The 13824-nt window shown below is 33.0% G+C and carries 8 protein-coding genes; all 8 read right to left on the reverse strand.

The window, feature by feature from the left end; genetic code table 11:
- Positions 1–11: 11 nt before the first annotated feature.
- Complete coding sequence (locus IGI78_RS15910) at positions 12–1226, reverse strand: restriction endonuclease subunit S (RefSeq protein ID WP_430618160.1); 1215 nt, start codon at positions 1224–1226, stop codon at positions 12–14.
- A 173-nt stretch (positions 1227–1399) separates the two neighbouring features.
- Entirely contained in the window at positions 1400–4474 is a 3075-nt protein-coding gene (locus tag IGI78_RS15915; RefSeq protein WP_430618162.1) for a type I restriction endonuclease subunit R, read from the reverse strand.
- Positions 4475–4478: 4 nt separating this feature from the next.
- Positions 4479–5057 (reverse strand): restriction endonuclease subunit S, encoded by a 579-nt coding sequence (locus IGI78_RS15920; RefSeq protein ID WP_369674811.1) that lies wholly within the window; start codon positions 5055–5057, stop codon positions 4479–4481.
- 434 nt (positions 5058–5491) lie between these two features.
- Positions 5492–8845 (reverse strand): helicase-related protein, encoded by a 3354-nt coding sequence (locus IGI78_RS15925; protein WP_430618163.1) that lies wholly within the window; start codon positions 8843–8845, stop codon positions 5492–5494.
- Complete coding sequence (locus IGI78_RS15930) at positions 8808–9968, reverse strand: sigma-70 family RNA polymerase sigma factor (RefSeq protein ID WP_430618165.1); 1161 nt, start codon at positions 9966–9968, stop codon at positions 8808–8810. Before IGI78_RS15930 ends, IGI78_RS15925 begins: the two co-directional genes overlap by 38 nt.
- Before the next feature lie 712 nt (positions 9969–10680).
- On the reverse strand, positions 10681–12261 hold the full coding sequence (locus IGI78_RS15935; RefSeq protein ID WP_074934223.1) for an NERD domain-containing protein: 1581 nt from the start codon (positions 12259–12261) through the stop codon (positions 10681–10683).
- A 642-nt stretch (positions 12262–12903) separates the two neighbouring features.
- Positions 12904–13296 carry a 30S ribosomal protein S9 gene (gene rpsI, locus IGI78_RS15940; protein ID WP_003128901.1) on the reverse strand — a complete coding sequence of 131 codons (393 nt, stop codon included), beginning with the start codon at positions 13294–13296 and terminating at the stop codon, positions 12904–12906.
- A 15-nt stretch (positions 13297–13311) separates the two neighbouring features.
- Positions 13312–13758, reverse strand: a complete 447-nt coding sequence (gene rplM, locus IGI78_RS15945) for a 50S ribosomal protein L13 (protein WP_301280258.1) — start codon at positions 13756–13758, stop codon at positions 13312–13314.
- Positions 13759–13824 lie beyond the last annotated feature (66 nt).

Here is a 13824-nt window from a genome sequence, read left to right on the forward strand (position 1 = left end):
TTTTTCTCCTTTTAAACAAACATTTGTTGTAGTAATGATTTTTTCATTTCTTTTAGTACATTCAAGTTACGTTGATGAAGAGCGATCGTGTCGTCGAGTTGTTTGAAGAAAGTGCCAATTTTTTTTTGTTCCTCTTTATTCCTAGTAAAAGGAAACTTGATATTAGCGAAATTCTCATAGAATAAGTATTCTCGTACGCTTCCTTCAGTGTTGCGCTTGACCTCTTTGATGAATGTTGGTGACTTGATAAACTGAAGTATGAACTCATTATCTAAGTCCTCACTCATTTTCACAACTACATAAAGAGAGCTAACAATGACCGTCATACCAAGATTGTTAAATGCAATTGATCCTACGTTTATTCTTGCTGGATTATAGGCGAATTCATTTGGTTCAACGAATTTATAATTTGTTTTTTCTAAATCATCCAACCTACTACCATCAAACTGTTCTGTTTGAGAAATTAAACCTGCTTTATTACTTACCGAATAGGCAGGGAAGTCTAAATCTTTCGTGTTCTTTTTTCCAGTCTTCTTACTAAACTCTTTGAACTTACGCTGTTCCCAAGGTTCAGTAAATCCAGCGAAACGAATTTCTGGTCTATCTTCACCTGTTTTTGGGAACATTTTTTGAAGATATGTCTGTTTTATTTTTCTTAACAGATCAAGCTCTCGCTGATGAAGAGCGATCGTGTCGTCGAGTTGTTTGAAGAAAGTGCCAATTTTTTTTTGTTCCTCTTTATTCCTAGTAAAAGGAAACTTGATATTAGCGAAATTCTCATAGAATAAGTATTCTCGTACGCTTCCTTCAGTGTTGCGCTTGACCTCTTTGATGAATGTTGGTGACTTGATAAACTGAAGTATGAACTCATTATCTAAGTCCTCACTCATTTTCACAACTACATAAAGAGAGCTAACAATGACCGTCATACCAAGATTGTTAAATGCAATTGATCCTACGTTTATTCTTGCTGGATTATAGGCGAATTCATTTGGTTCAACGAATTTATAATTTGTTTTTTCTAAATCATCCAACCTACTACCATCAAACTGTTCTGTTTGAGAAATTAAACCTGCTTTATTACTTACCGAATAGGCAGGGAAGTCTAAATCTTTCGTGTTCTTTTTTCCAGTCTTCTTACTAAACTCTTTGAACTTACGCTGTTCCCAATCTTCTGTATATCCTTTAAACCTTATTTTCGGTATATTTGTTATTTCATCATTCATGTTTATTCTCCTCTGATCTTCCTTTTTCTTTGTCAAAATCAGAAGCAAATTACTGACGCTTACCTAACTTCTTCTATTCGTCAATTGCTTTTCTTTTGGCATCTGTACAACTATTATGACTGTCTACTAATTATTTTCAACCTTTGACCCTAATTTTTTAAAAATCATATTCATTATTCTTCTTTTTTGATTTCATCCGCCATTTTATAAAAGGCTTTACGAAATTCAATGCGGTATTTAACCCATGACAATGCAGCAATATCAGCTGCGGAAATTTCTTTATAGTCAGATCTTGCATCATTCATGATTGCTGTGAGTTCCCCTTGCTTGTCCATATCTTCTTGTCCAATTCGATGACGTCGAATTAATTTATCCAACTCTTTGGGTTTCGTACTATTGTCCAATCCCCATTTGCGAATAAATTCTGTTAGTAGTTTAATGTTTCCTTCTTTTTGCGATTGTTCCATTGCTAAATTCATTTTCTCAATATCGCGCGGAGCTGGATACTTATCGAAAACAAATTCTTTGGTAAAAATTTTGGAAACAAAACTACGAACTTTTGTTATTTCCTTATCACTGTCTGATTTTGCAATTTCAATGTCAATATCCTCTTTCGTACGTTTGGCTTCATCCATTTTATTTTCATGCACTTCATCAGCCATGCGCGCAATCAGTTCAATCAGATAATCATAGTTAATGGTGACATCGTGGATATGAACCATTTCTAAATTGACTTGAGAAATATCAATTTCTTCTATTTGAGCACGTCTTTCCCGCAATTCATTGGCCAGAACAGTTGTCAGCATAACTTCTTGATCTTCTGTAATTCCCAAACGCTCATAAAATACTTCTGGCTCATCATAAGCAGATATCGGATTCTTATCATCATCTTCGGTAAATTGCTTCAATTGATTAAGTAACCGATTGTAGTCCTTCAATCCATTAAATACTTCTTCTTGCGCTTTTTCACTTGGAGGCAATTGAACAAAGTTATCTGTTAACTCGGCTAATTTTTCAATGACTGCTTTGGTTTCAGCTTCGACTTTACCAAATGATTTTGCTAAAATTCCAGACTCTTCATTGCTCTCTTTCAGCTCATCTAGTGTAAGCTGCTCTGCTGCGGATTCGCGGTTTGAGTAAATTGCGAATGATTCATTCATTTCATACTCATTTTGCACAGGCCAACGGTAATTCACAATGTTTCCTTGTGGTTTTGCATCACGATCATGGATACGATTCGTTCGTGAGTAGGCTTGAATCAAATTCCCGCCTTTTAATGTGCGATCAATATAGAGCGTATTCAGCTCAGGGGCATCGAATCCAGTTAACAATTGATCCACGACGATCACTAAATCTAAGTAGTTTCCATCATCAGCCGTTTTGTTCAAACGCCTTGTCAAATCCTCTGTGTAGGCTTTAACCGAGGTCATATCGAAAGCTGTACCAAATAATGCATTGTAAGCTTTGATAGCTCGGTGAAGACTCTCATTGGTTCGAAGTTGATGAACACCATTTGTCGTATCAACTGAGAAGCTCACAGCAACTTTCAGTCGTTCTTCACTTGGTCGTTTGCTGTTTTCTTCCATAAATTTATCAAAATACTCCATCGCACGTGGAGTGCTGGCGCGATTTCCACCAACATGGACGGTGAGTAACGCGTTATATCTACGATTATTTGAACGCTCTTTCCAATTTTTAAAGATGTCGTTGACAACAAGTTCTACATGTTCTGGGCTGTAATCATATACGCTCCCACGGATAGTGTCATCGATTTCTTCTTCTGTTGGATCTTTAGGTGCTTCAATCGTTTCTTTAAATTCAACTTTAAAGCCTAAGACATTTCTATCAGCGATTGCTTCTTTTATAGTATAGGCATGGAGTAAATCACCAAAAATCTCTCTTGTTTCTGGAAACTTCGGTGTCCCCGTATAACCCACCCATGCAGAATTTGGCAATGCTTTTCGAATGGTTTCAAGCATTCCTTCATTTTTTAGCCCATCCCCTGTTGATCGGTGAGCCTCATCGACAATAAATAAAATATTTTCGGTCAATGGTTTGTAACTATCTCTTGCTACATAACGAGACATTTTTTGAATACTTGTCACAATAATGTTTTTATCGCTTTTCTTCGTCAGTTTCCGATGTAAATCTGAAATATTGGCTGTATCACTAACCACCCCTGTTTTCCCCTCAAACCCAGCAATGGGATCGTATGCGCGATAAGCATCTGCAGTTTGATTAGTCAGAGCTATACGATCAACCAAAAAAATGACTTTATCCACATTAGACAATCGGCTTGCTAACCATGCTGTTTTAAAACTGGTAATGGTCTTTCCTGATCCCGTAGTATGCCAAACATATCCTAGTTTTCCATCGCCATATTTAAAATCAAATTTACGTACTTTATCTAATACTCGCTTCGTTGCATATACTTGATAAGGCCGCATAACTTTGATACTTTCTTTGTTCTTTGTCCCATCAAGGATCATATACCGAGTAGCTAAATCATGAGCCATTGGAATGGAGAGCACTTTATCAGCAAAAATCTTCCATGAACGCACTGGTTGTGCCGTTTCTTCATCTTGCCAATTGAAAGCAAATGCACGATTAAAGCTTTGCAAAGTCGTATTTGCCATATAACGTATGTCATATGGTGTCATTGCAATTAGTATTTGTAACGTAGAAAAGATACCGCTAAATTGTTTTTCAGCAATATATTGTTCCATTTGATTTAGCGATTCCGTCGCATTATGTAATGCTTTTTTCAACTCAATTTGAATGATGGGCAGTCCATTGATCAAAAGCGTTACATCAAATCGCCGATTTTGTTTGCCGTCAACCACTTTGGGCCGTTCAATTTGATTCACTACTTGATAAACAGTGTTACCTCCACCAACTTGTGCCTGATCGAAAACCGTAAGGAACACATGTCTACCATCATCGAGATCTACTTCAATTTCGGAAACCCCATTCACACCATATAAAAACTGTCCAGCGGAATAAGGAGAATCGATATTTGTGATGATCCTTTTTACTTGATTAAACTCAGTTATTGATAGTGGCTGTACTAAACGAGCTTGATTATTTTGCTCAAGAATTTTTTTGAAGTTGTCCCACAATTGTTCCGTCGTTTTTATTTCCTTTTTGTATTCCCACTGCTTTACTCCACCAATTTTTGTTAAGTGATCAATCACTTCTTGCTCGAATTTTAATTCAGATAAGCTCTTTACACTCGAGTTCTTTTTCATCTCTCTACTCCTTTAGTTTATTTTCCAGCATGGCGCCTGTAAATTTTTCAAGTAAACGCGCATATTCACTCAATTTACTTTGTGCTTTTAGTGATTCAACATAAATCGTTCCAATTTGTCTTTGTTCTTTTAAAGGAACGATTGGAATAATAAGTTTCTCTAGAGATTGCTTTGTCAACCGAAGAATGGGTCCTGTTCCTTGCAGTTCACGTTCTTTTTGACGTTGGATATCTTGATAATTATTGAACAAATATAAAAAATAATGCTTGTCTAACTCCTCATTAATAAAACTTACTTTAGTAAAATTGATGGAGAGTACTTTTCCAATGTTCGTCTCCCCTACCATGGTCGCACGTTGCAGTGAATTGCTAATTACAATATCACGCTTATCCAAGGTTACTTCACTCGTAAAAGATTCATTTATTTTCTCTTCTTGATTCATTTCGTTGTAATGTCGATAGTCATCTTCAAAGGAGGCTTGATCGTAATATGGTATTTCTTGATCCCCAAACTGCTTTTCAGCTCTCGACTGGTTAACCCCTTGAACAAAGCTAACAAAATCGGACAGTTTTCTTTTTTCCATTTTGGTTGTCTCCTTTAAAAAAACTTTTTTCAATTCGATTATTTGAAATATATTTATATAACTTATATTCATGGTGTTATGATACCTTTTTACTGAGATTAAGTCAACCGCTTTCTTTGGAAATATTTTTATATTACAAAAAACCATGGATATAATCATGCGTCAAAAATTTGAATTTTATTTGTGCCCACTTTGATCATAACAACACAATTATTAATAAACATCTTTGCTTTCTGTTAAAAATCCTTTTTCAAAGATAAATACAGAGAGTCTTTGTTTCTGTATTACTTCTAATGGAACCAATTAATTATTGCATTACAAAAACTGAACAGAAATGATTTTTCTGTCCAGTTTTAATTAATTAACATAATTGATATAAATTGAAGTAGATCTTAAGTAGTTTATACGAACTATAATACTTGACAGTAGAAAGGCTACTCTCTTGAAAAAAGTACATCTTCAACTTCTTTTGGAATAATCCCTAAGAAGTAATCTTCAATTTTATCCCAGAAAAAGCTTGTATAATTTTTTATCCTCTCTGATTTCTTTCTACCTTCTACTTTATGTGTAAATAGATATGTGAGCATTGCAACACTAATCCTATGCCTTTTATGAACATCTTCTAGAAGATAATTACGATACCGCTCGCCTTCCATTATTGCACGCTCTAATGGATATATTGAATTCACCCGAATATAGATTTGAGGATTGAATCCACTTGATACTTCATAATCTAAAACGCCTAGAGCTTGTCCCAGTCCTAAAACCAGCATAGCCTCATCTATTTTTGAATTATCGCGACTTCTAAAAAAGTATACGGTAAACGTCTCTTCATCTTCAAAAAGATTTGTACTGTCATGATAAAATTTAGACAAACTATTTTTCACTGTTTCTAAAAACAAATCAAGTTGACTATTTATTTTATAGATACTTTCCCCACGGGTATCAGTTCTTTCTTGAATGAACCTGTAGTTCTTTAATTTACCAAAATCGAAAGCTGCATTTACTATTACTTGAGCGATTGATCGAGCTTTAAAAATATCTATATAAGGAAAATCTTTATGAATCACTGCCCCTAACTCTTTAATATTAAAGAAACCCTCTACGCGTCTTTTCTCTCTACAAAACCGTTCAAAAGAAGCCAGCAATCCATTATATTTTGTAACAATTTTACTATATCCAGTTTGATCTACTCTGGGAACAGTTATTCCTGTAGCAAAAGTGAAATGCTTGAAGACACTTGAATACTCTAGTTCGTTACGCTTACTTTCATTAAAAAGAGCAAACTTAAACTGTGGGAAACTCATATGTTTAAAATGTTTTTCCCAAATACCCGCTACATCTACAGAATATATATATTTATAATTTGAATTTTCCAACTCACATACTTTATTTAAATAAACTTTCAATCGACTATTTAACAAGATTGACTCCGCATTTTCTTTAACTAAAATCTGCTCATTACCGAATAATGATCTAGGACGAGCAACAAATGGAGAGTAACCAATTTTTTTAGGAGACGAAAAATCCTTTTCAATCATAAGCATAACCGTTTTTATTTTATTGTCCAATGCTGTTGGATCATCCAGATCTTTTGAAAAAATATATCGAAATTCATCAGCATTTACGATTAGATTACGATTGTTACCTTTAGATTTATATATACTAATAATTTTCCTCATAACTTCTAGTATTTGATCTTTTCGGATCGCGCCCATTCCTTGTAATTTATTTACTTCCGAAAAATCATTTGATAGATAATCAAGCCAAGCAAATCCTAACGAAACCTTATCATGATCTCGAGAGACCCTGCCTATTTCTTGAATATAATCAACAACATTTCCTGTTGGTGCAAAATGATAAACATTATTGATGTCAGGTATGTCTATTCCCATACCAAAAGCTTTTGTTGCTAATACAAATCGAAGTTCACCATTTTTGAAGCTCTTGAGCACTTCGTCTTTTTCCTCTTTTTCCATAGATCCATAATACATACCTGTAACTTCCGCAATATCACCATCATGGTTATCAAGAAAATCTTTAAAAGCTCGTAACAATTTAATTGTTGGAAAATACATCAGGGTTTTTTGCTTACTTTTTTGAGAAGTTTGAAGGTGCTCTAAGGCAAGCTGAAATTTCGTTTTCCGATAGTCTCTCCCAGCCTTTTCAAATGATTTGCCAGATGAGTCTATACACATTATAATATCGTCACGTTTGACTTTTCCGAAATAAGCGATTGGTTTTTCCATGTTTAAACTATCCCTAGTATCCATATACATATCATCTTTCCCACCGTAAATAGCCGTGGCGGTAAACGTTACTATTGGAAAACGCTGTTTTTTTCTTAACTTCGATAAGTAGATGCCTAAATACCAATAATCAGCTCTAAAAGATCTTCCCCATGTAGTTACGATGTGTGCTTCATCAATTATAATTAGACCAATTTGACGCTCTCCAATCAGCATAGTAATATCAGAACGACTTTGAAGTGTTTCTGGAGAAAGATATAACAAATCAATACTACCATCTGTAACACCGGTTAATATCTGCTCTCGCTTATAAGGTGGCGTATTAGAGTGTATTCTAGCAGCACTTTTTATCCCTCGACTTGTCATTGAATCAACTTGATCATTCATTAACCCGATCAACGGGGAGATGATTAATGTTAATGGCTTTTTATCGGTAAAGTGTTCTCGAATAAACAGAGCTGGGATCTGGAACATTATTGATTTTCCTGATCCTGTTGCAGAAGTTATATAAATATCTTGATAGTCTTTTCCGCTAAGTGCTGCATCAGCTTGGTTGACAATATCATCAATTATTTGAGCTTGAGAAATCTCAACAGTTTTTCTATCCCTACTCTCAATATTCAAATACATCTCCAAATCCTTGAAACTATTATATCCCCAATAATGATTTAAAATTTCCAAATACTCAGGTAGTCTTTTAATATCTTTACGTTTAATTGTTTTTTGCTTGAAAATAAATTCCGTTTGAGGAACAATTACATTTTTGAGAATAGCTAATCTTCCGACATAATCATTAGGAAGCTCTCGAGGATCGGCAGTTAATATAAACTCAATTTGGTGAAACTTCTCTGTCGAGTAAATTAGTTTCTGAATCAAATCTAGAAACAATATTTCATCATCTGATAGTTCAATAGAGATCTTTGATGAATTAGAATCGTCTGAAATAGTTAGATCCTTTATCATTAATTCTGTTTGGAAAAGATTAATTACTTTGTGTTTACTAGCATCGATAGATTGATAAGTTACATAATAACTATCAGACGATGAGGAATAGTCAATATCTCCATAAAATGATGCTATGTGCTCAAATTCTTCTTGTTTCGAATCTTGTATCATCTCATCATTCTCATAATAAAACCTTGTATATATATCCTTAATATCTGATAGAGTGTTCTGATAAGGAAACTTAGTTAAATACAAGTTATTCTCAATTATTCTTATATCAAAAGCATAAGAAAGTAATTCTTCCACAAGAGTAAATTCTTCATAAGTTAGCCAAAAAAAATCACACTCTATACTATTTATAGTTGTAACTATTGAGAATATTTTATCGTGAATGTATTTTGTATCAATTTTATCTAAAGGAAAAAAAAGCGTTTCGTCTACAAGTCGTCGTCCTAGTGTTTGTGGTATCCATTCAGGAAAAAATCCTTTATATACGAGTAACAACTGTTTATCGTTTTTATCTAACACAATGCTCTCAATTCTTTTTTGTACATTTTCAACTAAGCTCATCATCAACTGCATTGTCCCTTCCATTTGTATAATAGTAATCACTAATTAATTCACGATTAACTTTCTTTCTCATCTTCCTAATTGCTTTAGCTTCAATCTGTCTTATTCTTTCTCGAGTAACACCAAAAATATTTCCAATCTCTTCCAATGTTTTACGACTTTCACCATCAAATCCAAATCTCAAATATAAAATTTCTCGCTCCTTTTCTTTTAGGTAATTCATTGACTTCTTTATATCTTCCCTTAAAAAATCAAGATCAATGACTTCATCAATATCATAATTATTATCAGGAAGCATGTCCCCAATAGTTGTATCTCCGTCAATTCCAATTGGTGTATCCAAGCTAGGTAAGGATAAATAGGTATTTCGGATAGCAAGTAGATCATAGTATTGTTCTTCACTTATCTCCATTTCCTTCAAGATAGAAGAAATGTCAGTTGTACTTGAATTAGTCAGCATTTGACTTTCAAGCCGATTTAACTTATTGATCTTCTCAAAAATATGAACCGGTAATCTCACTGTTAAACTTGTATCCATAATTCCTCTGCTTATTGATTGTCTAATCCAATGTGTTGCATAAGTAGAAAAAGCATATTCTCTAGATATATCAAATTTATCAGCTGCTTTTAAAAGTCCAATCATTCCAAATTGTTCCAAATCATCTATATCTAATGAACTTGTAAGATATTTATTATATCGTTGAGCAATCTTTAATACTAAGCGTCGGTTAGCCTTTACAAGAGCATCTAGCGAAGAGTTGTCTCCTTCTCTTTGATAGGAGTCTAAATAATCATTATTGAATTGAAACCCCATATTTTCTTTTTGCTTACTTAAATTTCTAGAGAAGTTTTCGGAGTTTATTCTTTCATCTAATGTGTGAAATTCATCAGAATCAAACATGGAAAGATCAAGTGTAGATAGTCTGGAATTTTCTTCTTTATTCTCTAAGCCCAATTCTTTTTTTAATTCAGCAATAAATAAAAGACTATCTTGTCTGAGATCTTCAACTGTAATAGTCTCAATATTTAACCTTCTATGGGGAAATTTTTCTTGAATAGCCTTAATCAGATCATATTTTATCTCTTCAGACAATCCACTCAACCTCCAAATTTCATTATCCGATATGTAATAAATCCATAATCTCATTCATCTTCTCTTCATAAATCTAATTCTATTAGTGTATAAAGGCTCAGTCTTAGAAATTAATGCCTTGCTACCGTATATTTTGTTTAATTCCATAATTATACGCTTAACGTAAACCAAGAAACCGATTAATAAAAAGCGTTTTCAAATAAGTGTATAGTAACAGCGGTCCTTTATTTGGATTCTTTCTTAACTGTTATTATACCCTATATTATTAAATTTTAATACATATCTAAATAGAGCCAATTTGCTATTATAAAGAATATTATCAGGTCCATAAAACTATTTTTTCAGTGTTTAAAGCATAAAAAAATAACAATTTAATTCATATGTAAATACAAGTTTCTAATAGTTAATTATTAAATATGTCATTGATTCTATTATATTAACTTATAGGAACTACTAAATCTAAAATCTGTCCTTTTCAAAAAACACTTCTCGAAAAATCGAGAAGTGTTTTGAAAACTTCAATAAAAAGATTAACGTTTTGAAAACTGTGAAGATTTACGAACTTTCTTAAGACCTGGCTCGATTGTTTGTGTTTTGAATATAGTTCAAAATCCTTTAATAGCAGTGGATATAAAGTGATTCATATTTTAAAGCTTTATTGGATTTCAAGAAATTTAAAAACAATGGTGTCAATTTTTAAATAAAATATGCGAGCCAAAGTATGTACTTAAATTTTTTCAATAAACTCAAATTTTCAAAATTAATCCTAAACTACTTTTACAGAGTAATCAAATAGTTTATCTAACTCTTCTTTAAACGTTTGGATATCAAACTCCTCAGAAAACTGCGAGAAACTATTTTTTAAATGGAGCGATATTCCGATATCTTTATCAAAGAAACCAGATGGAAACCGATAAGTCTTACTTATAAATAGTCCAAAGTGGGATAGTTCGTCACTATTAACAGATGTGGTAATTTTTCTTGACTTAAGTCTAAAATCAATGTAATCCTCTAAAATCTCAATTTTATTTTTCTTATTTTTATCAAGGTACCAAAGAATCTTTTCAAAAGCAAAAACGTTCACGCACCAACAATCATTGTCTTGTAAAATTTCCTGTGAAGATTCAGCTAAATTTTGGAAATCATCCAATAAAATAATTATTTTTTTCAGACGATATTTTTCAGGTTTACTTATAGACAAAATAGATTTTCTAGACTTGGGATTATCAGAGTTATAGTAGTCACTTTGTTCTATTAACAATCTTTTTTCTACTCTTCTACACTGTTCATAACCTTCTCTAATTGATGAATTAAACCTATGTGTTAGTCTAGTCATTGCACTTTCCTTATTTCGAAAGACTTCATGAAAATTCTTCGCCTTGCATTCAATAGAATATATGACATCTTCATGAACTATTATGAAGTCTTGTTCAAACCCTTCTTGATCATAGATCTCATGAAATACAGTTTCTTTTGGAAAAAATTTCATTAGCAATTCTTGAACATATTCCTCAAGAATATCACCTTTTTTCTTTTCATTAACTACTTTGCTTTTTAACACTAACTGGAAGAAGTTGTTTAAAATAAAGGGACTTTGTGGTATATAAAAATATTTTCCATAGTCTACACCTATTTTTCCAACCATTTCCTTATTAATATTTGTAATGAAGTAAGAATTAGTCAAAGATTCACTATCTATAAATAAATCTTTCATACATTCTTTAGTAAGATTACTTTTTTCAATAATCCTTAGTATATCCTCTTTAAGTATAATCCCCCTATTAAAGAACATAACTCCTTCCTCTTCAAGCTCTTGATAGTTATCTGGTCGCTTAAGCAATACCATATCTAAAATAAATCTCAACAAATCATCTAAATTCTTATATCCAGAAATTTCCTTAGACAAAACCGGATTAAACAACTTCAATATTTTTATATATTGTCCAAAAGATATTGCTGGAAAATCAAAATGATACGAAAGAAAGGCTCTGAAATGGATATCTTCTGAAGTTGTCGACTCGTCCGTGATATCTTCACAATATAAAGAAAATATCTTTTCTGAACTCTCGTTTATAATCATCAATTCTTTATAGAAGTCAAATTTCATTTTTCTAAATATTATTTGCTTCCAATTTTCTTTGATGTCCCCTTCTATATGCGTATAGGATAAGGCAAATAATATTTTTAAAGAGGAATCATCAAAATTGTTTGTATTTTGATAGGTATTAAATAATATAGCACTAAGATTAGCAGAAATCTTTGTATAATGTCTTGTCAAAATTTTGTTTAGTTCAGCAAAATCAGAACTATTTTCAATTGCTTGTAACAATTTATTGTAATAGTCCATTGTGCTCCCCTCCATTCTACAACTTTCCGATACTCAAATTTTAAATGAGTTTTCAAAATTCTTTGGCAGCAATGGATGCATCTGTCATTGAAACTATGAAAAGTAAAAATATCGATAGAATTAAAACTTCCACTCATCTTTATACTCGGTCAAATTAATATAAGTAAGCACTGATCCCTCAAAATCATCTTTTTTTCTTTTCTCTTTTACATGGATTGACATGACTAACAAGATTACTGCTTCCCTACAAGTTCTTAATAGATTAATAACCAAATCATGAAATTCATCTATTGAAATAGATGTTGCTAACTCATCTATTTTTGAATCATTTTGAAACAAATTGGTTCTGATAAATTTTTTTAATATTGATGCTCCATAATATTTCTTATTTTATATGTTCTATTTAGCATAGGGTCTATATGATCTTTATAATCAGAAACAGAATTGCCATATAAGTCTTTTTTATCCAGTAAAAAGCTTTTAATGGGTTCCCAAGAATTACTATAGCCATGAGAAGGTTGAAGATTTTTAATTTTTGCTTTCAAGGTAGTTTCATCTACACTAAAAATGGTATCAACAGTGAAAAAAGACGTTTCACAACCTGAATTGTGAAACGCCTTGAAAGTTGATATATAAGATAGATTAACGTTTTGAGAACTGTGAAGCTTTACGAGCTTTCTTAAGACCTGGTTTTTTACGTTCAACCATACGTGCGTCACGAGTAAGTAAGCCAGCACGTTTAAGAGCTAAACGGAAATCAGGATCAACTTGTAACAATGCGCGTGCGATACCGTGACGGATTGCACCTGATTGTCCAGCGTATCCACCACCATTTACGTTTACAAAAACATCGTATGAACCTTTAGTTTCTGTAACGCCGAATGGTTGGTTGATTACTTCACGCAAGTCTGCGTGTGGGATGTATTCTTCAACATCTTTTTTGTTAACAGTAATTTTACCAGTACCTGGTACTAAACGTACGCGGGCTACTGCATTTTTACGACGGCCAGTGCCGATATATTGAGCTTGTGCCAATGAAATTCCCTCCTATTAGATTAAGTTTGTGATGTCCAATACTTCTGGTTGTTGTGCAGCATGTGGGTGTTCAGCGCCAGCATAAACATGAAGTTTCATTCCTTGTTTACGGCCTAAAGTGTTTTTAGGAAGCATGCCTTTTACAGAAGTTTCGATCAAACGACGAGAATTTTTAGCACGTAATTCTCCAGCAGAGACTGATTTCAATCCTCCTGGGAAGTTTGAGTGACGGTAATAAATTTTATCGCTTGCTTTGTTACCTGTTAATTTGATTTTTTCTGCATTAATGACGATTACGAAATCGCCTGTATCCACATGAGGTGTGAATGTTGGTTTATTTTTACCACGTAAGACAGATGCTACTACTGCTGAAAGACGACCCATAGGAACATCTGTTGCATCTACTACGTACCATTTACGTTCTACTTCGCCTGGTTTGGCCATATATGTTGTACGCACAATTTTTTCCTCCAATTCAATTTCACGAATGTTTGACATACACTTGAGTTTCCGGGGCTCTTGTGGGGC

Origin of the sequence: Enterococcus sp. DIV1767, from assembly GCF_050542585.1 — a bacterium.
Classification (GTDB): Bacteria; Bacillota; Bacilli; order Lactobacillales; family Enterococcaceae; genus Enterococcus_D; species Enterococcus_D innesii.